The sequence below is a fragment of the Microbulbifer mixtoriginis (SeqCode) genome (genome assembly GCF_052466765.1).
In genome coordinates this window covers 119767-141721 of sequence record NZ_CP174289.1, presented here as the reverse complement: position 1 = coordinate 141721, position 21955 = coordinate 119767, and the positions used below count along the sequence as shown (strand labels likewise).

The 21955-nt window shown below is 49.3% G+C and carries 18 protein-coding genes; 12 read left to right on the top strand and 6 right to left on the bottom strand.

Features of this window, described 5'->3' with window-relative positions; all coding sequences use genetic code 11:
* Window positions 1-42 precede the first annotated feature (42 nt).
* The 5 genes from ACJJIV_RS00620 to ACJJIV_RS00600 form a co-directional block, all read right to left on the bottom strand.
* Complete coding sequence (locus ACJJIV_RS00620) at window positions 43-1038, bottom strand: ArsJ-associated glyceraldehyde-3-phosphate dehydrogenase (protein ID WP_252085864.1); 996 nt, start codon at window positions 1036-1038, stop codon at window positions 43-45.
* Between the two features lie 107 nt (window positions 1039-1145).
* Window positions 1146-1490 carry a metalloregulator ArsR/SmtB family transcription factor gene (locus ACJJIV_RS00615; RefSeq protein ID WP_444890354.1) on the bottom strand — a complete coding sequence of 115 codons (345 nt, stop codon included), beginning with the start codon at window positions 1488-1490 and terminating at the stop codon, window positions 1146-1148.
* Between the two features lie 19 nt (window positions 1491-1509).
* Window positions 1510-1929: an arsenate reductase ArsC gene (locus tag ACJJIV_RS00610; RefSeq protein ID WP_252085866.1), complete on the bottom strand. Its 420-nt coding sequence runs from the start codon at window positions 1927-1929 to the stop codon at window positions 1510-1512.
* Window positions 1930-2040: 111 nt separating this feature from the next.
* A complete protein-coding gene (xthA, locus tag ACJJIV_RS00605; RefSeq protein ID WP_444890353.1) occupies window positions 2041-2856 on the bottom strand; it encodes an exodeoxyribonuclease III in 816 nt (271 codons plus the stop codon).
* A 93-nt stretch (window positions 2857-2949) separates the two neighbouring features.
* Window positions 2950-5049, bottom strand: coding sequence for a carboxy terminal-processing peptidase (locus ACJJIV_RS00600; RefSeq protein ID WP_252085868.1), 2100 nt, complete (start codon window positions 5047-5049; stop codon window positions 2950-2952).
* A gap of 815 nt (window positions 5050-5864) precedes the next feature.
* Between ACJJIV_RS00600 and ACJJIV_RS00595 the strand changes: the two genes are divergently transcribed.
* Window positions 5865-6524: a tRNA-dependent cyclodipeptide synthase gene (locus ACJJIV_RS00595; RefSeq protein WP_444890352.1), complete on the top strand. Its 660-nt coding sequence runs from the start codon at window positions 5865-5867 to the stop codon at window positions 6522-6524.
* Between the two features lie 173 nt (window positions 6525-6697).
* On the opposite strand, the gene ACJJIV_RS00590 is transcribed toward ACJJIV_RS00595, so the two are convergent.
* Window positions 6698-7240, bottom strand: a complete 543-nt coding sequence (locus ACJJIV_RS00590; protein ID WP_444890351.1) for a lipocalin family protein — start codon at window positions 7238-7240, stop codon at window positions 6698-6700.
* Between the two features lie 615 nt (window positions 7241-7855).
* Here ACJJIV_RS00590 and ACJJIV_RS00585 point away from each other — a divergent pair.
* The 11 genes from ACJJIV_RS00585 (at window position 7856) to ACJJIV_RS00535 (ending at window position 21919) form a co-directional block, all read left to right on the top strand.
* Entirely contained in the window at window positions 7856-9112 is a 1257-nt protein-coding gene (locus tag ACJJIV_RS00585) for an FAD-dependent oxidoreductase (protein WP_444890350.1), read from the top strand.
* A 275-nt stretch (window positions 9113-9387) separates the two neighbouring features.
* Window positions 9388-10557, top strand: coding sequence for a Gfo/Idh/MocA family protein (locus ACJJIV_RS00580; protein ID WP_444890349.1), 1170 nt, complete (start codon window positions 9388-9390; stop codon window positions 10555-10557).
* Window positions 10558-10779: 222 nt separating this feature from the next.
* Window positions 10780-11841, top strand: a complete 1062-nt coding sequence (locus tag ACJJIV_RS00575; protein WP_444890348.1) for a sugar phosphate isomerase/epimerase family protein — start codon at window positions 10780-10782, stop codon at window positions 11839-11841.
* Between the two features lie 56 nt (window positions 11842-11897).
* Window positions 11898-13220: an MFS transporter gene (locus ACJJIV_RS00570; protein ID WP_444890347.1), complete on the top strand. Its 1323-nt coding sequence runs from the start codon at window positions 11898-11900 to the stop codon at window positions 13218-13220.
* 56 nt (window positions 13221-13276) lie between these two features.
* Window positions 13277-14287, top strand: a complete 1011-nt coding sequence (locus tag ACJJIV_RS00565; protein ID WP_444884951.1) for a LacI family DNA-binding transcriptional regulator — start codon at window positions 13277-13279, stop codon at window positions 14285-14287.
* Window positions 14288-14365: 78 nt separating this feature from the next.
* Window positions 14366-15079, top strand: coding sequence for a 3-keto-disaccharide hydrolase (locus ACJJIV_RS00560; protein ID WP_444890346.1), 714 nt, complete (start codon window positions 14366-14368; stop codon window positions 15077-15079).
* Window positions 15080-15083: 4 nt separating this feature from the next.
* The gene (gene tatA, locus ACJJIV_RS00555) at window positions 15084-15302 is read left to right on the top strand and encodes a twin-arginine translocase TatA/TatE family subunit (protein ID WP_152453619.1); all 219 of its coding nucleotides are present in this window, start codon (window positions 15084-15086) and stop codon (window positions 15300-15302) included.
* Window positions 15299-16231 carry a sugar phosphate isomerase/epimerase family protein gene (locus ACJJIV_RS00550; RefSeq protein ID WP_444890345.1) on the top strand — a complete coding sequence of 311 codons (933 nt, stop codon included), beginning with the start codon at window positions 15299-15301 and terminating at the stop codon, window positions 16229-16231. The genes tatA and ACJJIV_RS00550 overlap by 4 nt, the downstream gene beginning before the upstream one ends.
* 247 nt (window positions 16232-16478) lie before the next feature.
* Window positions 16479-18275, top strand: coding sequence for a GMC oxidoreductase (locus ACJJIV_RS00545; RefSeq protein ID WP_444884948.1), 1797 nt, complete (start codon window positions 16479-16481; stop codon window positions 18273-18275).
* A 1-nt stretch (window position 18276) separates the two neighbouring features.
* Window positions 18277-18972: a gluconate 2-dehydrogenase subunit 3 family protein gene (locus ACJJIV_RS00540; RefSeq protein WP_444890344.1), complete on the top strand. Its 696-nt coding sequence runs from the start codon at window positions 18277-18279 to the stop codon at window positions 18970-18972.
* A gap of 163 nt (window positions 18973-19135) precedes the next feature.
* A complete protein-coding gene (locus ACJJIV_RS00535) occupies window positions 19136-21919 on the top strand; it encodes a TonB-dependent receptor (protein ID WP_444890343.1) in 2784 nt (927 codons plus the stop codon).
* Window positions 21920-21955: the final 36 nt, after the last annotated feature.

Here is a 21955-nt window from a genome sequence, read left to right as displayed (position 1 = left end):
GGTATTTATCAGTTTTTTATTGGTGGGATCTAGGACATTGGCTTATCCAATCAGGCGAGCCAGCTCTGCAGTACGGTTGGCATAGCCCCACTCGTTGTCATACCAGGTATAAATTTTCACTTGAGTGCCATTGACCACCATGGTGGACAGTGCATCAACAATGCTGGAACGTGGGTCGGTTTTGTAATCCACAGATACCAGAGGACGTTCCTCATAACCGAGAATATTTTTCAGCTCGCCCTCTGCTGCGGTTTTCAGTAGGTTATTAACTTCATCCACAGTTGTTTCCCGTTCTACTTCGAAAACACAGTCCGTCAGGGAGGCATTGGCCAGCGGGACTCGTACGGCATGGCCGTTCAGCTTGCCAGTCAACTCCGGGAAGATGGCGGTGATTGCTGTGGCTGAGCCGGTAGTAGTGGGTATCAGACTGGCTCCACAGGCCCTTGCGCGGCGCAGATCTGCATGGGGCGCATCAAGGATTGTCTGGGTATTAGTGATATCGTGGATAGTAGTGATAGAGCCATGCTTGATGCCCAGTTTTTCATGTATCACTTTTACCACCGGGGCCAAACAGTTCGTGGTGCAGGAGGCAGCAGTAACAACTTGATGCTTGGCTGGATCATAAATGTGCTGATTCACCCCCAAAACAATATTTGGTACCCCGTCTTCTTTTACGGGAGCCGAAACCAGCACACGCTTTACCCCCTGCTTTAAATAGCCCTCCAATTGCGCGCTAGTCTTCATTTTCCCAGAGGCTTCAATAACCAGGTCGCAAGCACTCCAGTCTGTGTCGGCAATGGCGAGATTATGGCTACAACTTATTTCCTGGCCAGCAACCGTAATTGTGTTGTCCTTAGCTTCTGCATAATGCTGCCAACGCCCGTGTACCGAATCAAAATTCAGTAAATGCGCAAGGGTGGAAGCATCTCCAGCGGGGTCATTGATTTGCACAAACTCCAATTCTGGCCAGTCCCAGGCTGCGCGCAGCACAAGCCGACCGATACGACCAAATCCATTGATTCCGACTTTGATAGCCATGTTGTAACTCCTGAGCAATCTGAATATATGAAAAATCGCATATATCCAGGTAAATTTTTTAGCGACTTAGTGATATTACTTGCCAGCAAAATACCTACTGCCGTGACTTAGCAGCATAGGCTAGCTCTTTGGGGCCTATCTCCCATTAGGATCAAGTTGCGAAGATCTTCGGCAATAAAGTGCTGATTTGCCTGCAAAGTATCTTGAAGGATCGATTTGGCCCAGCTGCCCAGTTCAGGGTTGATGCGGTAAAAGATCCACTGTCCCTGGCGGCGGTCCCGCAATAAATCAGAGCCGCGGAGTAGGGCTAAGTGCCGAGATATTTTGGGTTGGCTCAAACCCATAGCAGCAGTGAGCTCGCACACGCAAAGTTCTCCCTCGTGGGCGATCAGTAGAAGCGTACGCAGGCGGGTATCGTCTGCCAGGCACTTGTAGAACTGAACTGGGTTCAAGGCTTACCCCAAATCTTGTTTATGCCGCTTTAGCGGCCTTGTTATACACCAGTACAAAAAGTTTGATGCGGGTACTCAGTTCCAACACCGTTGTGTAAAAGGGTTTGAAGCAATGCCGACTGGCAGGGTCTTCAAAATTCCATGAGATCAATTTTCCGTGCCCAGCGGCAGGCACATATTCATTGTGGCTTTTATCACATAAGGTAATGACTAAATCAAAATCCCGGTCAGCTACCTCTTGTAAACTCTTGGAATAGAGCCCTTTGATCGGGATACCAAAACGTTGGAGAGCCTTGATGGCACGAACGTCCACCGGGGTGGGGTCTGTCCCTGCACTTGAAACCTCGAAGAACTCTCCCCCATAGTTACGCAGTAAAGCCTCAGCTATTAATGAACGAGCCGAATTCCCCGAGCAGACAAACAAAATCTGCCTCTTCATAAATTGCTCCCGAACGGTAAACCGTCCGACTTAGTCCGCATTATATATGGAAAAACGAATATTCAAAGGACCAAAAAAACCGGGAGCAGATCCCGGTTATTCACTAAATGCTTAGAGCTTGAACTCTGCCCAGACCGGCGCATGGTCTGAGGGGCGCTCCATAGCGCGGATATCATAATCGACCCCTGTGGCCACACAATGTTCCATCAGAGGGCTTGTAGCCATAATCAAGTCGATCCGCAGCCCACGCTTGGGCTCGCGGTCAAAACCCTTACTGCGATAGTCAAACCAGCTAAATACATCATCTGTATTGGGATTCATCGCACGGAAAGTATCCGCCAAGCCCCAGGCCTCAATTTTCTGTAGCCATTCGCGCTCTTCTGGAAGGAAGCTGCACTTGCCGTCGCGCAGCCAGCGCTTGCGATTGGGCTCGCCGATACCGATATCTTGATCACTCGGAGAGATGTTCATGTCGCCAATAACCAGCACCGGGGCTTCGGGATCGCAGGTGGTTTGTAGATAGGTATCGAGGTCAGCGTAGTACTTTTGCTTCGCCGGGAATTTTACTGGGTGTTCACGATTCTCGCCCTGGGGAAAGTAGCCGTTGATGACGGTGAGAGGTTTACTGCCGCCAATATCGAACTTTCCCATGACCATACGGCGCTGGGCGTTATCGTCGTCGGTAGGAAAGCCATATTCGCGATCGATAAATGGTAGGCGTGAGAGCAGGGCAACACCGTAGTGTGTTTTTTGGCCAAAATAGATTAGCTCGTAACCCAGGTCGCGAATGGCATCGACAGGAAAGTCCTCATCGGTGACCTTGGTTTCCTGGAGACCAATGATATCGGGTTGATGGCTATCTACCAGAGCCTGCATTTGGTGCAGGCGAGTGCGAATACTGTTGACGTTAAAGGAAACGACTTTCATTTCTTCCCCCAAATGAAAAAGGTCGGGCAAGCCCGACCTAATTGTTTACTGTGCGCATGGGTGCGCTTGGCACACCCAAAGGGCATCACATCTTTAGAAATTGGCGACTTGCGGCGGTGCCTTGCTGGCTTTGTCAGCCAGTCCAATAAAGTCCGCCATTATATAGCCCGCTTCGTTCAAGATTGGATCTTTTTCCAATTTGATTTCCACAGGGCCACCAATGGTTGCCACTTCTTCAGACTCACTCTCTTCATAAGCCTCGAAATCCTTGTAGGGTTCAAGCCCTTTTGCTTCGCGACGGCGGTTCTCCATGGAGAGCAGGCGCTGGTTCACGTTTTCACGTTCCTGCTCTCGCATTACCTCATTAAGGGAGAGATGCTTTCTGTCGGCGCGTTCGCTCTCAAACTTGAATTGATCGCGCAGGAATATGAAGTCCGGATCTGATGCTGTGCGCTTATTGTGCTTAGTGAGCAGATTAGGAATCAGAGTCTTCAGATTAAAGTACTTGGCGTGTGGTACGGCGTGGATACGGTCCCAGGGCAGGGCGGTATCGTAAGCGCTTTCACCAACACTCTCCGCATCAATAAGTTGCGGCATGGGGATATCGGGTTTCACGCCCGCGTGCTGGGTGCTATCACCGGATACACGGTAGAACTTGGACTGGGTAATTTTTAACTGGCCTTCTTTCAGGGGCGCCATGGTTTGCACGGTGCCTTTACCAAAAGATTGATTGCCAACAACCAAGCCGCGGTTGTAGTCCTGGATGGCGCCGGCGAAGATCTCGGAAGCTGATGCCGATAGGCGGTTAATCAATACCATCAGCGGGCCGCGATACATTGCGCGAGAGCGGGAGCGGTTGTGCCGTGAAATCTGCTCATTAGCGTGGCGGATTTGGACTACTGGACCCTGATCGATAAACAGGTCGGTCAACATGGTGGCTTCCTGTAGGGAGCCGCCGCCATTGTTGCGTAGATCCAGAATGATACCGTCTACCTTTTCCTCTTTCAGTTCGCTGAGCAATCTAGCCACATCGCGGGTAGTACTCTTGTAATTGGGGTCGCGGCGACGGTAGGCGTCAAAGTCTATATAGAAGGTCGGCAAGTTGATTACACCGATCTTGTAGCTCTTCTTACCATCTGAAAATTCGAATACGGCCTTCTTGGCAGCCTGATCTTCAAGCTTCACTTTACTGCGCTTGATCAGGATGGTCTTGTGGGTGCCGTCGCCGCCGGTGGGAATAGTTTCCAGGCGAACGAAGGTGCCGGCCTTACCGCGGATTAGATCCACCACGTCATCCAGCCGCCAGCCGACGACATCGACCATTTCACCATCTTTATCCTGGCCGACCCCTACAATCTTGTCGTTAGGCTTGATCTTACCGGTGCGGTCAGCAGGACCACCCGCTACCAATCGGGCAACCTTGGTGTATTCCTCATCCCCCTGCAGCACGGCACCGATGCCCTCCAGAGACAACGACATACTCATGTTGAAGTTTTCCAGGGAGCGTGGGGACAGATAGTTACTGTGGGGATCATAGAGGCGAGTCAACGAGTTCATATAGAGCTCGAATACGTCATTGCTGTTTTGCTGCTCAAGGCGCTTCTTTTGACCTTTATAGCGGCGTTCCAGCAAATCGCGAATATCCTCATCCTCTTTACCTGTGAGCCTCAGGTTTAAGACGCTGCTCTTCAGGCGCTTACGCCAAAGATCATCGGCATCACTGATGGAGGTAGGCCACTGACTCTCCTCACGGTCGAGTTCGAGGGATTCATCGCGATCGAAATCGAAAGCGGGCAAGCCTTTTTCGAGCTGGGATAGGATATTGTCCAACCGATCGCCCATACGCAGGCGGAAACGGTTATAAATCTCAAAGCCTGCTTTGACATCGCCAGCGCGTAGCTGGTCATCCAGCTTGGTTTGCCATTCGCGGAACTCATTGATATCTGAGGCGAGGAAGTAGCTTTTAGTGGGATCTAGAGCATCAATGTACTCGTCCCAAAGGTCTTCCGACATTTCGTCTCCGACCTTGATTTTGTTGTAGTGCAGCATTTCTAGCTTGCCGACAATCTCCCTGGCAGTACTGCCCTGGTCCTTTTCAGGTGCCAGAGGCTCGGTCTCTGCCAGAGCGGTTGTGGAAAGCAGGCCAATGACCAAGAAGCCGGAAAATAGAGCGGCGATCCGATTGGTAAGCATAGGGAGTCTCTTTATACGTCCTACTTCATAGGCGACCAGCCTTTATGGCTTAGCGACCTATAGCTTAGGACAAGTATAAAGGCTGAAAGCTCCGAAGGGCATGAAATACCTCCAATCAGAGATGGATCTTTTCCACATTAGGCACATTTAGCAAAATAGAGTTTCCTACTATCCATTATTTAGGGCATTTGGTCTCAAATGGAGGCGGTTGGCACGGCTCGGTTTTGATGATTTTTACGCCGGAAGAGCATTTCTGACCAGCTAGTCGAGTATGGGGTGATTGAGTGCAGAGAAAATGGATACCGATAAAAAGAAAAGGAATTGAGTTGATACGCCCGCTGTTTTAAGAGCCCCTAAACAGTTCCGGGATGTCTTTAGCGTTCTGAGTGGTTCGGGTGAAAGTGCGGCTTCGCAAGGATATCTAGCCCTCAGAATGAAATCGCAACACAGAGTGAACTGCTCTAAAAGACTTACAGGAAGGGCCCCTAAGGCCGAATTTTCTTTTACGGCGAGCTGTGCCAAGCAGCGGCAATCCTCAAGTCCCGCAGAGTCATTCTGAATTAGTTCAGAGGCCTTTTAAATGCGTACTGCTTCAACGTGGCTTAACGGTCACGCCCGAGGGCTCAATTAATGGGATTGGTTACCGATTATTTATATCTAAGACATATGTACTGATATTGAAGGTAAGCATCTAGGCGAGAGTTAATTGCGGTTCAGGTCAACCTTTTCTGCTTAATGCTGCTCATTATTCCCGGTAAAAATGTTGCACTGAATCGATCTACTGGCTCCTTAGTGCTGTTCCATGGAGTTGTAGGATGAAGGTTGAATTTGCAACGTCGCGTTCACAAGAAATCTATGAGATGGCTGACCTGGCGGTAATAGGTGTAAGTCCTTTCAACAGCTACTTTTCCGAGGGGCAGATTGCTCGGCTTGCAAAGTGGGCGCAAAGTCACTTTAAGCGAGTCATGTTTTTTATTCCCGATAATGCTGCTGAATATACACAGATCGCACTTGGCTATGAGGAAGAGAAGGCGAGAAAAAGAGCTCGACGACAGTGCCACTATCTGCATAACAAGGTCTATCGCGCTTCGGGCTCGTGTGCTGTAGACAGTGAATTGGTTGACTCCGAGTGGTTGAAACAATCTGAGCTCTATTCTCGCTGGCTCTATCAGTTTGAGCAGGAGTTTCACTTGAATGATGGTTTCCGCGAGGGTTGCTTGGAGGCTAGTAGATGGGTGCTGGAGCACCATCTTGCAGAAGAAGAAGTTACTGTCGAGATGGTTTCAATAGCAGTGAGATATCTTTTGGCGGAGTTGCCGGTGATTTTGCATTCTGCAGATATCGTGGGTGCAGATTCCTCATGTTTCTGCTATCACAGCTGTCCCAGATATTTAGATGACCTTTTTCACGAGAGTGGCCAAGAGGCTGCGGGAGAGAGAAATGGTTATGTGATTGTGAGAAATGACGGTGAGTAATAGTAGACGCTATGGCCTGCGAATGTGGTGTGAAAGGACACAGTTAAGCTAGAAAATACATTAATAAATAGATTTAACTAATTGATATATATGTATTTTTTAAAACTTAATGTAAATTCTAACTTTCAGAGGGCGAGTGAAGCAAAAGCTCCGCTCGCCTTTGGTTCATTGGGTTAATTTGGTAGCTGCTTGGTCATTATGATGTGGTCGATATTGTAACCGTGCTTAGTGACAGCTAATTCAAGCAGCTCATCTACAATGGCCTCATCCAGTTGTGGAGTTCGACTTAGAAGATAAAGGCTGCTGCGATCGGGGTCGCCCACGAGGGACCATTGATATGCTGTGTCTAGCTCTAGAACCCAGTAGTTACCATTGGTTTTCCCATCGAAGAATGAAACCGCAAGTTTGCTATTCGTATCATCTAGAGGGGTAGCGGTACCTTGCACGCTGATGGGAAAACCGTACTTCGGGTGTAGGATTCGGCAAAAGTTGAAAACACTGAGTGTGCCATCATCGTTGAGACCGTAGTCTGCCGTGACTGCTGTACAGGCAGGCTGGAAGATCTGTGGCAGTCGGGCTATTTCGTACCACTTGCCAACGTACTGATAGACGTCCACGTAGGGGACCGTCTCAAGCTCAGATTCATTATCAGCCCAAGAGAGCTGCCCTCCAAAAGCCAATAGAAGAACCCCCAAACCTTTTACCAAACCCTTCATATTCACATTTCCTTGTCATTGGATTGAATTACTTTCCACCGTACCAATTGTGCGATGGCCAACTCTTTACGGGAGGTAAGCTGGAACGGATTAATCAATTGTCCGTTTAGGGCAAAGTTTCACAATAACTTCAAGAATGGCCAGTACTGCCCGCTGAATTTAGGCCAATCGATTGACAAAAAAGGCAATCTTGACTAACTGCCTATCCATTAGCGCAGTAGCAAGGGAGCAACAGTGAGCAAAACGCCATCACTATCGGCCGTAGTTACATTGACATGGGCGGTTAGCTGGAGAGCAATTCTTCTCAACCTTCCAATTTACATGCCGTTTTCCTTTCTACATAAACTGGGCTATGAGTTTCCAATCTGGTTTTGGTACCTTCTTTGTATCGTGGGTGGGTTTTTGTCTTATGTTCTTGCATTTTGGTGGCTCTTCTCGCGAGGTTACGGCACCCCAAATCTCGGGAAATTGAAAATAGTTGAATAAAAAAACAGCAATAAGCAGGTATCAAACAAGATAGATTGAGGTTGTTTTTCCGGCATCGTCGCAAATTCATTGTGGCAACTAGGGCTGATAACTACTCCAATCATGCCAAACCATTAAGCAGGCCAACCTATGTCACAGGAAATTCCCGTTGATGTACTGATCCTAGGAGGTGGTATTCAGGGGGTAACCCTGATGAGAGAGCTGATACCAGAGTACTCGGTGGTACTGGTCGACGATGAGCTCGGTGACGCCGAGTCTCTACATTTCCACGGTTATTTCTCTTCCGGCTGGAATGCGGCTAACCACCAAGCTGCTGAAATTTACCGATGTGCCGCGCAGCGCTGGCACAAAGAACTTGCGACTAGCGGCGTGAACAGTCGAATAACAGATTTCCATGCAGCGCTGCCCCCGGACTTTCTAAACACTGTTGAAGATAACTGGGCCAGAGCGGCTATTCCCTTTGAGGAAGTTGAGTTGCCCGAGATCTTTGATCCGGATAATTTGCCATCAAATCGCAGGTTCAGATTTCCTGATGATCTTATTTTTGATGGAGCTGCAGCCTATCGCAGTGTCAGCGAACCCTTGAGGAAGCAAATCTATCGTGGGAGGTTGGTCTCGTTTCAGCTTGGGGGGGCAGGGATTGAGCAAGTAACTCTGGATATGGATGGTCGCTCGTGTGAGTTAAAACCAGAGCTGGTGATTTCTGCTTGTGGTGCGGGGAATGCTGAAGTAATTCGGCACTTGGGTGTGGCAGAGGAGCAGATACAAAATGCCCAGTTAGTAAGACCTCTGCATATGCTCTTAGCCCGCGGCCCCAATATCCCGCCAGTTTCAGCTTTGTTGATCGACTTGGTGGTGATGTACCACCCGCTGGAGGATGGGGAAGGGCTCTGGATTCTTACGCTTAACCCAGAAGTTCCCAAGTTCAAGGCGGGTGTTGTCGATATGTGTATCCCGCCAGAAATAGAGAATGATCTACTTTGTGCATCTTTTGAGCGCCTTTCCAGCGCGATGGTGGCTTTTGAGGCTTGGGCGCAGGGCTGCCAGTGGTCGGTATATGCCGGCTGGAAAACTGATGCACCGGGACCAGATGGTGATCTATTAGTGCACTTGGCTTATCCCACTCCATACCAACTGGATGATTATGGCGTGAAAAATTTTCTCGCGGTATGGCCAAACCATTGGGGCTTGGCTGCTAATGTTGCCGATGACGCTGGAAGTTGGGTGCGTACCAAACTCAAAAGCTGTCACCCCCAGCCGGGCGCCGATAGTGGATTATCTCCAGGCTCGGGGGTTGGCCATCCCATAGAAAATAAGTGGCAGAGCGACAAGCTCAATTGGCTGTGCTGGGAAGATTTCGCTCGAAAAGTAGGCTATCACCGTTGACTTTAACCTCTTCGGGTTAATCAATTTGATTGGTTTCTGTTCGCTGTGGATATAAATACATCGCTCTAAGGAGCAAAATAAACGTCATGCAATGAAACTGTTGCTTGCAACGGTGAGTTTTTTCTGTATCTTAAAAACAAAATGTAACCGGTTACATTTTGCTGCGAGGGTCCGTGAAAGAAGAAATGGACCAATAGCGAGGCAAGATACTTGGCCGGATAGAGACTCAAAATAATAAGAACCTGGTTGCCAGAGGCAGCTATACGGGAAGTGGTATGGGAAAAAAAATAAGAATGGGCATGGTCGGTGGTGGAGAGGGGGCCTTTATTGGTGCTATCCATCGTATGGCAGCTTCCCTCGACGGTGAGATAGAGCTAGTGGCGGGATGTTTTAGCAGTAATCCTGAGCGTGGCCGTAGCAGTGGAGAGAAGTTGGGCCTCAACCCAGAGCGCGTTTACCAGAGTTATGAGCAGATGTTCCTGGAGGAATCCCAGCGTCCTGTTGATGAGCGCATAGAGTTTGTCTCTGTGGTAACTCCCAATGATTTACATCTCCCAGTTTCTATTGCCGCACTGCGAGCGGGGTTTCATGTTCTTTCTGATAAGCCAGCCGCTTGCACACTTGAGGAAACCCTTGCGCTCAAAAACGAAGTCGTACGGAGCGGCCATCTCTATGGTTTGACTCATACCTATGCGGCTTATCCACTTGCAACACAGGCCAGGGCAATCTTAGCCAGGGGAGAGTTAGGGAAAGTCCGCCGAGTGACTGTTGCCTATCCACAAGGCTGGCTGGCATTGGCTGGTGACTCCAGCGGAAGTAAACAAGCCAGTTGGCGGACAGATCCCACACGCTCGGGGGAAAGTGGCTGTTTTGCCGACATTGGTACCCATGCTCACCACTTGGTCGAATTCTTTACCGGTCAGCGTATCTCTGAGGTCTGTGCGGACTTGCAATCAGTAGTCGACCAAAGGGCTCTGGATGATGATGGTGCGGCGCTATTTAAATTAGATCAGGGTGCGCGCGGCACCCTGACAGCCAGCCAAGTTTGTGGTGGGGAAGGGAATAACCTGAATATCAGCGTTTATTGCGAACATGGCTCGCTGTTCTGGGAGCATGAATCTCCCAATCAATTGCAGTTAAAACGTAGGGGGCGGCCAGTGGCCCTTTTGAAGGCTGGTGCAGACTGTGAATACCTGGATGACGAGGTCCGAGCTCTTTGTCGAACCCCGCAGGGGCATCCTGAAGGTTATATAGAGGCCTTTGCGAATATTTACCGCGACTTTGCTGCCCAGGTTAGATGCCGCCGGCAAGAACAACCCATTAAAGAAAGTTCTGTCGTGGGGGATATTGATGCGGGTGTCCGTGCTATGGCATTTGTGCGCGGTGCATTGGAAAGCAGCCGTGCGAGTTCTTCTTGGGTGGCGCTGTCGCCATATTGGGAATAAGCAGCTAAATCGTATTGATTCATTTTCAAATAATTTAGGAACCTCTGGCAGGGTGGAAGTCCGGCAGTTAGTACGGCACAGGGAGGTGTCGATGTCGGCCCAGTGCCAGTCCGCTTTTGGAAAGACAGCACTGTGCTTTTCAAAAGAAGCAAGCTGATCACCCAGGAAGGATTGATTGCTTGCAGAGGTAAATAAGTACAGCAGTAAAAAGGATAAGAATAAATGAAGGCACCCAGAATTCAGGGGCCCGGGATATTTCTCGCCCAGTTCCTCCCTCCGAGCGACCAACCGGCTTCACTGGAGTCTATGGCCTGCTGGGCATCGGATCTGGGTTATAAAGGCATTCAGGTTCCCACTTGGGACAAGCGCATCTTTGATCTGGAATTAGCCAGCAGTAGCCAGGCTTACTGTGACGATGTTTTGGGAATCTGTGAGAAGGCGGGAGTAGAAATCTCAGAACTGTCCACGCATTTGCAGGGCCAGCTGGTTGCAGCGCATCCAGCATATAAAGAGATGCTGGATATTTTTTCCCCAGAGGAAGTGCGGGGCAACTTGCCAGCCCGCGCCGAGTGGGCGAGCAATCAACTGATGTTGGCTGCTCGTGCCAGTGCCAATCTAAAGCTTAAGTCGCACGCTACATTTTCTGGCGCACTACTTTGGCATACTTTTTATCCCTGGCCCCAACGCCCCGCAATGTTAGTGGAAGAGGGCTTTCACGAACTGGGCCGGCTGTGGCGCCCTATATTGGATGCGTTTGACAGTGCTGGAGTTGATGTCTGTTATGAGCTTCACCCCGGTGAAGATCTGCACGACGGGTTGACCTTTGAACGTTTTCTCTACGAAGTGGAGGACCACCCAAGAGCGAATATCCTCTATGACCCCAGCCACCTGCTTTTGCAGCAGATGGACTACCTGGCTTTTATCGACATCTATCACGAGCGAATCAAGGCGTTTCACGTGAAAGATGCTGAATTCCATCCGAGTGGTAGGGCCGGAGTTTATGGCGGTTATGCCCCTTGGATTGATAGACCTGGCCGCTTCCGTTCCCTGGGCGATGGTCAAGTGGACTTCCGTGGGATTTTCAGCCGCTTAACCCAATACGGTTACGACCGCTGGGCGGTACTCGAATGGGAGTGTTGCATTAAGGATCAACAACAGGGGGCCAGTGAGGGTGCACCATTTATTCGCGATCACCTAATTACCGTGGCAGGCAAGGCTTTTGATGATTTTGCTGGTGCAGAAACAGATCGCGCGCGAAATCGTCGGATTTTAGGATTGGATTAAATTTTTCCAAACCAAGTGAATAACCAATAACAATAAATCATGCGGAGACTGGATAGATGAGTACACAGACAAAATCCCTGCATAAGAATGTCTTTCTTGTGGGGAACCTCTCGATTTTTATGATTGGCCTCGGATTTGCTGTGAGGGCTTCAATCGCCGGTGATCTCCAAAGCGACATTTACGATCATATTGATCTTGCCAACTCTACCGCCATGCTTGGTGAAGCCCTGGGTTTCACTTTCACAGGTTTTGCTTTCACACTTCTATTTGGAAGCGCACTTGTGGACTTGGTCGGCATCAAGCGAATGTTGATGCTCTCATCTATAGGTTATGTATTGGGCAGTTTGCTTATTATTGCGGCATCTATGGTGACTCCAGGGGAGGGGGTAGAGAGTCTGGTTCTAGCTGGCCTGCTACTGACAGGCTTGGGCTGGGGTGCCGTGGAGGCAGCCAGTAATCCAATGGTTGCTGCAGTCGACCCAGAAAATAAAACGCAACGTTTAAATGTACTACATGCCTGGTGGCCTGCGGGCATTGTGGTTGGAGGATTACTGGGGTTGTCAATCTCTGCCCTCGAGCTTCCCTGGCAGTTGAACCTTGTCGTGTTGGCACTGCCGGCTGTTGTTATGGCTTGGCTTGTGGCTAAAACAGATTTCCCAGTTACTGAACGGGTTTCTTCCGGTATCAGTTATGGCGAAATGTTTAAAGAGGTATTCAAGCAGCCGATGTTTATCCTGCTGTGGGTGTGTATGTGGCTGACCGCCGCAACCGAGTTGGCCCCTGGGCAGTGGGTAGACCTGACCCTGTCACGCGTTGTTGGCATGAAGGGTATTCTTATCCTTGTTTATGTCAGTATGTTGATGTTTGTGATGCGCCACTTTGCCGGACGGCTGGCAAAGAAACTGTCTCCTATTGGACTTCTATGGTTAAGCAGTCTCCTTGCAGCAATTGGGCTCTATTGCCTGGGTATGGCTAGGACGCCAGTAACTGCATTTTTGGCAGCGACTGTCTGGGGCATTGGTGTTTGTTATATGTGGCCCACTATGCTGGCCACAGTCTCCGAGCGTTTTGTGCGCGGTGGGGCATTGTTTCTGGGATTGCTGGGTTTTGCCGGTGGTATGTCTATCCAATTTGTTCTGCCAAAGCTTGGCGCTATTTTTGACAATGCCAAGATTGAGGCAGCGGGGGGCTTGGAAGCCTTTGAAAAGCTGAGTGGGGATGAGTTGGATGCGGTATTAGCCACCGCTTCTGTTGAGTCATTCCAGTCATTGGCAGTAGTTCCACTTATCCTGCTCCCCATTTTTGCCTTTATTTGGCTTTGGGATCGAAGGCAAGCAGCCAGCAAATCAGAAGCAGCCGTTTCAGTGGGGAATCCGTAGATGGTATCCATCTGTGCGAAAATAACCCGCTTCTAACAGGTAATTAGCAGGAAATTATGTCAAACATTCGCGAAGTTGCACGCCGCTCCGGCGTATCGGTCGCGACCGTATCCCGAGCATTGAAAGATCCGCAGATGGTCTCTCCGCGAACCAGAGAGCGGGTGCTAAAGGCTGTAGAGGAGGCGGGTTACCGGCCAAACCTCCTTGCGCGGAACTTCAGTTCGGGCAAGTCATACGCAGTGATGGTTTTGGTTCCCAATATAGCTAATCCATTTTTTTCCCGGGTCATTCGCGGGATTGAAAAAGCTGCTCAGGATCAAGGCTATTCGGTGCTGCTGGGGGACACAAAAGGGGATTCCAGCAATGAGCAATTTTATGCAGGTATGGCGCTAACCAATCAAGCGGATGGTGTTATTCAGCTTGGTAGTCGCTATCCGTTTGCAGAGAAGGACGCAAACCTGGCTGCATCTGTTCCTTTAGTGAATGCCTGTGAGCGCATAGTAGAAGATGATCGTTATCCAGTGGTGGAGTTGGATAACCATGGTGCGGCCCAGGAAGTTGCGCGGCACTTGATGAAGATGGGACACCGTCGCATCGGGGTTATTACCGGGCCCTCGCAGAGCCCTATAGTGCGAGACAGGCTGTCCGGATTTTCCGAGGCGTTAAAAAAACGTGGGTTAGAACTTGATCCTGAAATGGTCGTTCATGGGGAATTCACCATGACCTCTGGGCAGAAAGGCGCAGAGACTTTGCTATCGACCCCTCATCGGCCGACTGCCATTTTTTGTATGAACGATGAGATGGCAATTGGTGCTGTGCACCAAGTGAAGAGAATGGGCCTCAGGGTGCCGGAAGATGTGTCTGTTACAGGGTTCGATAACATTGAATTCTCACAATTCACAGATCCGCCTTTGACTACGATCAACCAGCCCGCAGAGGAGTTAGGCCGTTACGCAATGGAAACGCTGCGATTGATCATCGATGGCAAGCCATTGAAATCCAGCCGGACTATTTTGCCATTTGAGCTGGTGGAACGGGAGAGCACAGGTCCCTGTTCGGACAAGTGAGAGCCGCAGATTCCCATGGACTGTTGCCCTAAGAAGAGCGGCATTGATTAGATAACAGCGTTAGGTGTGGAGATAATAATGATGAAAAACCTTACTAAAGCCAGATCCAAACTATCCGTAGCGATTGCAACAGCAGTGATGCTGGGTGCTGCAGGTTGCGAGCGGGTGCCCGTGTCGAATGCCCAGCAAGTGGACGGAGAGTGGCGTTACCTGTTTGATGGAGAAACGTTACGGGGCTGGACCGGTACAAATGGCTCGCAAATTGGAGAGGCCTGGCAAGTTGTTAACGGCAATCTGGTCTTAACAGCCGGAGGTGCTGGGGATCTGGTAACAGCTGAACAATTCGAGGATTTTGAATTGCAGCTGGAATGGAAAATTTCTGAGGGCGGCAACAGTGGCATTATTTATCGTGTCGCCGATGGAGATGCACCTGTTTGGATGAGTGGCATGGAATACCAGGTGTTGGACAATGCTGCCTTTCCCAATCTGGAAAAGCCAAGCCACAGCGCCGGCTCAGTGTTTGATATGTATGCGCCCAGTGAAGAGAGTGTCAAACCTGCGGGGCAGTTTAACCAAACTCGTATACGCGTAGAGAACGGAAAGGTCGAACATTGGTTGAACGGCAATAAGATTGTTAGCTACGAGCTTTGGTCAGAGGATTGGGGCAAGCGTTTGGCGGGCAGCAAGTTTTCGAATTATCCAGATTTCGCACGCTCTGTAAGCGGCTATATCGCTTTGCAGGATCATGGTGACAAAGTCTGGTATCGCAATATAAAAATCCGGGAGCTATAAGCTCATGGGTATTTCAGGAATCAGTCTCTGGCAAATCCTGATAGTACTGGTGCTTGCAGTTTTACTGTTTGGCAGCGGCAAGATTCGTCGTATGGGAGAAGACCTGGGGGGAGCAATCAGTGGCTTTCGCCGCTCTTTAAAGGATAACGGAGAAGAAGGCTTCTCTGCTGAATCTCCCTCAAAATCTGCTGCTGAGGTTTCCCAAATAGGAGGGCGGCAATGACTATCAATAGAAGGCAGTTTTTGGCAAATAGTGCAAGGCTGGCAGCTTTGGGGCTTGCTGCCCCCCTTATTGGGTTTAGTCGTCTTAGCCACAGCGCGGCAAGTGAACGCTTTTTTAATATCTCTTTAGCCCAGTGGTCCCTGCATCGGCAACTGCGAAGTGGGGCTCTCAAGGTTCTGGACTTTCCAGTAAAAACACGCAAAGTCTTTGGCATTGAAGCGGTTGAGTATGTCAATCAGTTCTTTAAGGATCAGGCAAAGGACTTGAAGTTTCTCGCTGCAATGAAGGCTAGAGCAGAAGACCATAATGTTCGCAGTCTGTTGATTATGGTTGATGGCGAAGGCGACCTAGGCGACCCCAATAAAGGCAAGAGAAAGCAGGCCATAGAGAACCATTACAAATGGGTCGAAGCGGCTAAGTACCTCAATTGTCACTCTGTGCGTGTCAATGCCGCAGGGCAGGGGAGTCGCGAAGAAGTCGGTAAGGCTGCTGTTGAGGGGCTGCGTGCGCTTTCGGAATTCGCCCAGGATTTCAATATTAACGTGATTGTTGAGAACCATGGTGGCTATTCATCGAACGGGGAGTGGTTGTCACAGGTCCTTCAGCGTGTAGATATGTCCAACTGTGGCAGCTTGCCGGATTTTGGAAACTTCGGAGATTACGATCGCTATTTGGGGGTTCAGCAACTGATGCCGTTCGCCCAGGGTATTAGTGCCAAAAGCTTTGAGTTCGATTCAGCGGGAATTGAAACCAATACGGATTTTGCTCGGATGTTACGGATAATTCGCGATGCGGGTTATCGAGGCTATATCGGCATTGAGTTTGAAGGGCCAGGAGATGAGGACCATGGAATCTTGGCAACTAAGCAGCTGCTTGAGCAGCTTGGCAGGAAGGTGGAGCTGTCCGCGCAACTAAATGAAAAAAATTGATAAAATTTAGTTTCGCATGTAACCGGTTACATATTTTTGAATTCTCCAGACGTAAAAATATGTACTTTAATGTCTGTTTTTTTAAGAAATCAGACTCCAACACTAAAAATTTTAAATTTAGACTTTATTAACGCCGAAAAAAAGCAGAAAAATTTCCCAAAAATGTAACCGGTTACAGAAAAATATTTCCAGCTGATAGAATTTAACCGGTCAGAAGAAAAATAAATGATCATGTAGGAGAGATGTTATGGCGAGTGAAGATATCGAGAATAAAGAGTACGACGCCTTAATAGTCGGCTCTGGTGCTGGGGGCGGCATGGCTGCCTATGTGCTGGCCACAGCCGGTTTAAAGGTACTACTGCTTGAAGCGGGGCGATCCTACGACCCGGTCAAAGAAACCCCTATGTTTAATTTGCCCAAAGACGCACCCCTGCGCGGTGGTAGTACGCCAGAAAAGCCGTTCGGTTTTTACGATGCGACAGTGGATGGTGGCTGGCAGGTACCCGGCGAGCCCTATACCCAGGGATCTCAAGAGAAAGGTCGACGTTTTGACTGGTGGCGAGCGCGTATGCTGGGTGGCCGCACGAACCATTGGGGGCGTATTTCCCTGCGTATGGGTGAATACGACTTTAAGCCCTACTCAAGGGATGGGCTCGGCTTTGACTGGCCCATCAGCTACCAAGACCTGGCACCCTACTACGATAAAACCGAGATGCTTATTGGTGTCTACGGCACCAATGAGGGATTGGAAAATACTCCGGACTCTTCCGACGGCGTATTATTGCCGCCCCCTAACCCCCGTGCTTATGAACTGCTAGCGAAAAAAGCTTGTGATAAGCTGGGTATCCCCGTGATCCCCTCACACTTGGCGATTCTCAGTGAGCGCCTCGACCATGAAAATATTCCGCAGAAGCTGTTCCCCGATAACAAGCTTGCCCAGGATGTAACCCGCGAATCGATGAAATCCCGCGCTGCCTGTTTTTGGGCCACACCCTGTGGTCGCGGTTGTTCCATCAAGGCAAATTTCCAGTCCACCACAGTACTACTGCCTCCTGCGTTGGCTACAGGCAACCTAGACATCATCACTGACGCGATGGTGCGCGAAGTTACCGTTGATAAGAAAGGCAAAGCCAACGGGGTTGTTTACATTGATAAAGATACCCGTCAGGAAAAGTTTGCCAGTGCCCGCGCCGTTGTCGTCGCGGCCAGTGCCGCCGAGACATCGCGTATTCTTCTCAATTCAAAAAGTACCTTATTCCCAGACGGTCTCGCCAACGGCAGTGGTGTTGTAGGTAAATACCTGATGGATACTGTGGGTGCCGGAGTCGGTGGCCAAATTCCAGCCCTGGAAAATATGCCCGCCCACAACGAAGACGGTGCGTCGGCAATGCATATGTATATGCCCTGGTGGCTATATAAAGAGCAGTTGCGCGGAGACCTGAATTTTGCGCGCGGTTATCACATTGAATTCGGTGGTGGCCGCAGTATGCCTGGAGCCGGGGCCTTCGGTGGTATGGGTGACTTTACCGAAGGTGCCTATGGTAAAGATTTGAAAAAGGCCTGCCGACGCTATTACGGCTCCTTTGTTTGGTTCGATGGTCGTGGGGAAATGATCCCTAATGATGATAGTTACTGTGAAATTGACAAGGACCAAGTTGACCAGTGGGGTATCCCGGTTCTGAAATTCCACTGGAAGTGGAGCGACCAGGAGCTCAATCAGGCTGCTCACATGCACAAAACCTTCGCCGAAATTATCGAGGGTATGGGCGGCAATGTGACCACAACGGTACAGACCGATGGTGCCAAGGCCATTATCAACGGCGGTGCGATTATTCATGAAGTTGGCACCGCGCGAATGGGTTCCAACCCGAAAGATTCTGTGCTCAACCCTTACTGCCAGTCTTGGGAGGTTCCGAACCTCTTTTTAACCGACGGCGCTCCCTTTGTTTCCAATGCCGATAAAAACCCAACCCTGACCATTATGGCGCTGGCTTGGCGTACCTGTGACTACATCGTGGAACAGTTTAAAAAGAGGAACATTTGATATGAGCAAGGATAAAACAAACCTGAGCCGCCGTAATGCCCTGCGTTTGATTGCTACTACTGCGGCTGCGGTCCCAGTAATCGGTTGTTCTGAGAAAGCAGCACCAAAAGTTGAGTTGAAGGAAGATAAAGCAGCTACAAAACCAGCGGTTAAGAATCTTGACGCACCTAAACAAACTTTAGCCAGGGGTACACCAACAGATCCTGATCTGCTTAACCCCGTCGTACCATGGAAAATGCAATTAGATGCGCGTGAGTTGGCGGTACTCGCAGCACTTTGCGATGTAATTATACCTGCAGATGAAATTTCACCGAGCGCTTCTTCAGTAGGTGCACACCATTACATCAATGAATATGTCAGCGCACCTTATTCCAACAATAAGGCGGACCTTGTCACTATTCGCGGAGGGGTGGTCTGGCTAGATGGAGAGTCCAGGCGCAGGTACCAAGGCCCATTTGTTGAGCTGAATGAATCTCAAAAAAATGCAATCTGCGAGGACATCAAATGGACTCGTAACGCGAAGCCAGAATTCCAAGCCGGTGCACGTTTCTTTGCCAAGGTACGGGTTCTTGTATCTACCGCATTCTACACCACCGAGGAAGGCATGGCGGATATTGGCTACGTAGGTAATAGGCCTATGGCCAGCTTCCCTGGCGCACCGCCTGAAGTATTAAAACGACTCGGCTTAGAAAGCTGATAACCGTGTAAGGCAAACCCCTGGGAAAGGGGTTGCCTATAAAAGTAAGCCAGGGATGGAGAGATCTGAAACCGGGCTTATTCCGAAAACTTGGTATGAGGGTATGCCGAGTTTAGAGGGTGCACGGAAGGCTCAAAAATTATAATAAAAGTGATGCTTAGCTATGAAAGAGAAAACCCAAAAAGAAAACCGCAGGGCGGAGTTACTTCGCACATCCGCCAGTGCACTGGTGTTATGCAGTGTCGTCGGCATGGCACAGGCGCAAAATACAGAGGAAGCCCAAAAAGAAAACTTGGCTCTTGAAGAAGTAGAGGTATTGGGCATTCGTCAGAGCATGGAGAAAAACCTCGATGTAAAGCGGTTTTCCAATGCGGTGGTGGACTCAATTACCGCTGAAGATATTGGCAAGTTCCCAGATAAAAACGTAGCCGATGCCTTACAGAGGGTGCCAGGAGTCTCTATCGTCCGTAGTGGTGGTGAAGGTGCGGAAGTGAGTATCCGCGGTACTGCTCCTGGGCTTACTTTTACCCAGCTGAATGGTAACTATATTGCTACTCCGGGCGATGAGCCATCACGCTCGCTAGATTATTCCTTGTTGCCCGCAACAATGATTGCCCGTACAGATGTTTATAAGAGCCCTGAGGCAAAGCTGGATGAAGGTGGAATCGGTGGTACTGTCATTTTGCATACCCGCAAACCTCTGGATCTGGACGCGGGAGAGGGCATGCTATCGGTTGAAACAACCTACGCGGATGTCACTGAGAAGTATGAGCCACAATACACGGGTTTTTACTCATGGAAAAATGATCAGGAAACCTTTGGTGTCTTGGTGGGTTATTCCAAGCAGGATCGTCAAAATCGTGTGATTAGCACCACTACAGAAAATTGGGGTTGGCAAGGTGACGTTAAGCCCCATGAAGGGGTAGAAGAAAGGGGGGCCATGGTAGATATCGACGGTAATGAGTACCGCGATTTTTATGCCCCCAGAGCCGTAGTGGGTAGCGTTTTTGAAGAAGAGCGCACTCGTGAGGGAATCCAGCTCAGTGCCCAGTGGCGCCCTGTAGAGCAACTCGAGCTTGGTGTCAATTACTTCCGTTTTGAACGGGGTGGCAACTCAGAAAATTATCGTATTGTATTTCCGGAGTGGAATTACGGTAATGCTATCGCTCCAGGTAGTCTTATATTTGATGAGGACGGTGATACCTTACTCGGTATTGGCATGATGGACAGAGGCCAGGCCGAATTACAGTCTCCTCAAGTCGCTGGTGAGTACATGCGAGCAGAATATGTGTCAGATACCTTGGATTTTAATGCTATTTATCAGGGAGATGGCTATAGCGTACGATTGATTGTGGGCAGCACCAGTGCGGAAGGCGGTCCTTCTGAGAAATTGTTTGCCTCAGTAAACTCTCGCTATGGCACTGTGACTGACTGGAGTTGGGACCTAAGCAGTGGCACTGCAGAGATTGATACCAGTGTCGATCTGGGAGATCCCAATACTTACCCCTTATACGATTGGTTTTCTTCGCACTGGACCAGTAGTGAAGATGATGAAAACTACTACCAGCTAGATGTATCTATCGATATGGATTACGGCTGGCTGACTTCCCTTGATGTAGGACTTAAATACCGCGACCACGAAATTAACCGACGCATTACTAAACAAGCTTGGGATGATAATAACCCGCCGTGTCCGACTATTAACTGGCCGAATGAAGACGGTAAAGATGGTCTTTGCTATCCCTGGTGGCCGGACGATTCTTTCCACACCGATCCCGCTGGTGTACCGAATACAGTTGACATCTTGTCTAACGCACCTATTGATAACATTATTGGTGGTGTAAATGTGCCTAGTTTTGCTTATCTGGAGTTTGAGAAACTTAAGGACTTTCTCTATGAAACTTATGGTGACCCCACTGTAATTGTTGAGAGGAACCAAGTTTACCGCATTGGTGAAGAGGTCACTGCAGCCTATGTGCAACAGAATTTCACTTCGACCGTCTTGCGAGGCAATTTTGGTATTCGCGCGGTGGAAACTAAGCAATATGCACGGACCTTCGATAGTATAGAGGTTGCAATAGCCGAAGAGCCCACTATTCACGATAGTAGTAATATTGATTTTCTACCAAGCGCAAATATTGCTTGGGATATTAATGATGACCTGGTTATGCGGGCTGCTCTATCAAGGGTTGTAGCGCGGGTAGAATACGATGATATAGGTGGCTCCGAAGCGATTCATGGCCCTCTCCCTGAGACGGATCCAGAAAACCCTAAATGGGAAAGAAATGCATTTGCGGGTAATCCGGAACTTGATCCTTTCAAGGCGGACCAATTTGACCTGGGAGTTGAATGGTATTTCGAGGATGCTTCTGCAATTGGATTGACACTGTTCCGCAAGGATATCGCCTCTTTCGTAATTGATGCTAGCTTTCGGGAGACTAGGGAGATTGATGGTCAAGCCTGGAATCTAAATATGAATATGCCGGTCAATGGCACAGATGCTACAGCTCAGGGAGCTGAGCTGTTTGTGCAGTATGCATTCAATAATGGATTCGGGGTTTTCGCTAATTACACTTATACTGATACAGAGTTAGCTGACCTTGATCTCAATGATGAAAAAATAAAAACAGAGATTCCGGGCACTTCCAAGGATCAATACAATTTATCCGTGTATTACGAGAATGACGACTTCAGCGTGCGAGCTTCATACAACTATCGCAGCGCCTATGCAGATGGTTTCCACAATGGCAAGAACACTTTTACCAACGAATACGATCAGTTGGATGTAAATGCTTCTTACAACCTGATGGATAACCTAACGCTTACTGCCTCAATTATAAATCTCACTGAAGAACGAGTGGATAGATATTGGGGGGAGGAAAATCGAGTCTGGGAGTCAGCTTACTCAGGTCGCCGCGCCTATATGGGGCTGACTTACAGCTTCTGATCCCGCCATAACTTCGGCGCACAGATACAGTAATGT

What these genes read in the sequence shown, in the direction of transcription:
- ACJJIV_RS00540 (WP_444890344.1), top strand. Translation starts at nt 18,277, where the DNA reads ATGAGCAAGGATAAAACAAACCTGAGCCGCCGTAATGCCCTGCGTTTG.
- ACJJIV_RS00585 (WP_444890350.1), top strand. Translation starts at nt 7,856, where the DNA reads ATGTCACAGGAAATTCCCGTTGATGTACTGATCCTAGGAGGTGGTATT.
- tatA (WP_152453619.1), top strand. Translation starts at nt 15,084, where the DNA reads ATGGGTATTTCAGGAATCAGTCTCTGGCAAATCCTGATAGTACTGGTG.
- ACJJIV_RS00580 (WP_444890349.1), top strand. Translation starts at nt 9,388, where the DNA reads ATGGGAAAAAAAATAAGAATGGGCATGGTCGGTGGTGGAGAGGGGGCC.
- ACJJIV_RS00550 (WP_444890345.1), top strand. Translation starts at nt 15,299, where the DNA reads ATGACTATCAATAGAAGGCAGTTTTTGGCAAATAGTGCAAGGCTGGCA.
- ACJJIV_RS00545 (WP_444884948.1), top strand. Translation starts at nt 16,479, where the DNA reads ATGGCGAGTGAAGATATCGAGAATAAAGAGTACGACGCCTTAATAGTC.
- ACJJIV_RS00570 (WP_444890347.1), top strand. Translation starts at nt 11,898, where the DNA reads ATGAGTACACAGACAAAATCCCTGCATAAGAATGTCTTTCTTGTGGGG.
- ACJJIV_RS00610 (WP_252085866.1), bottom strand. Translation starts at nt 1,929, where the DNA reads ATGAAGAGGCAGATTTTGTTTGTCTGCTCGGGGAATTCGGCTCGTTCA.
- xthA (WP_444890353.1), bottom strand. Translation starts at nt 2,856, where the DNA reads ATGAAAGTCGTTTCCTTTAACGTCAACAGTATTCGCACTCGCCTGCAC.
- ACJJIV_RS00575 (WP_444890348.1), top strand. Translation starts at nt 10,780, where the DNA reads ATGAAGGCACCCAGAATTCAGGGGCCCGGGATATTTCTCGCCCAGTTC.
- ACJJIV_RS00595 (WP_444890352.1), top strand. Translation starts at nt 5,865, where the DNA reads ATGAAGGTTGAATTTGCAACGTCGCGTTCACAAGAAATCTATGAGATG.
- ACJJIV_RS00600 (WP_252085868.1), bottom strand. Translation starts at nt 5,049, where the DNA reads ATGCTTACCAATCGGATCGCCGCTCTATTTTCCGGCTTCTTGGTCATT.
- ACJJIV_RS00560 (WP_444890346.1), top strand. Translation starts at nt 14,366, where the DNA reads ATGATGAAAAACCTTACTAAAGCCAGATCCAAACTATCCGTAGCGATT.
- ACJJIV_RS00565 (WP_444884951.1), top strand. Translation starts at nt 13,277, where the DNA reads ATGTCAAACATTCGCGAAGTTGCACGCCGCTCCGGCGTATCGGTCGCG.
- ACJJIV_RS00620 (WP_252085864.1), bottom strand. Translation starts at nt 1,038, where the DNA reads ATGGCTATCAAAGTCGGAATCAATGGATTTGGTCGTATCGGTCGGCTT.
- ACJJIV_RS00590 (WP_444890351.1), bottom strand. Translation starts at nt 7,240, where the DNA reads ATGAAGGGTTTGGTAAAAGGTTTGGGGGTTCTTCTATTGGCTTTTGGA.
- ACJJIV_RS00535 (WP_444890343.1), top strand. Translation starts at nt 19,136, where the DNA reads ATGAAAGAGAAAACCCAAAAAGAAAACCGCAGGGCGGAGTTACTTCGC.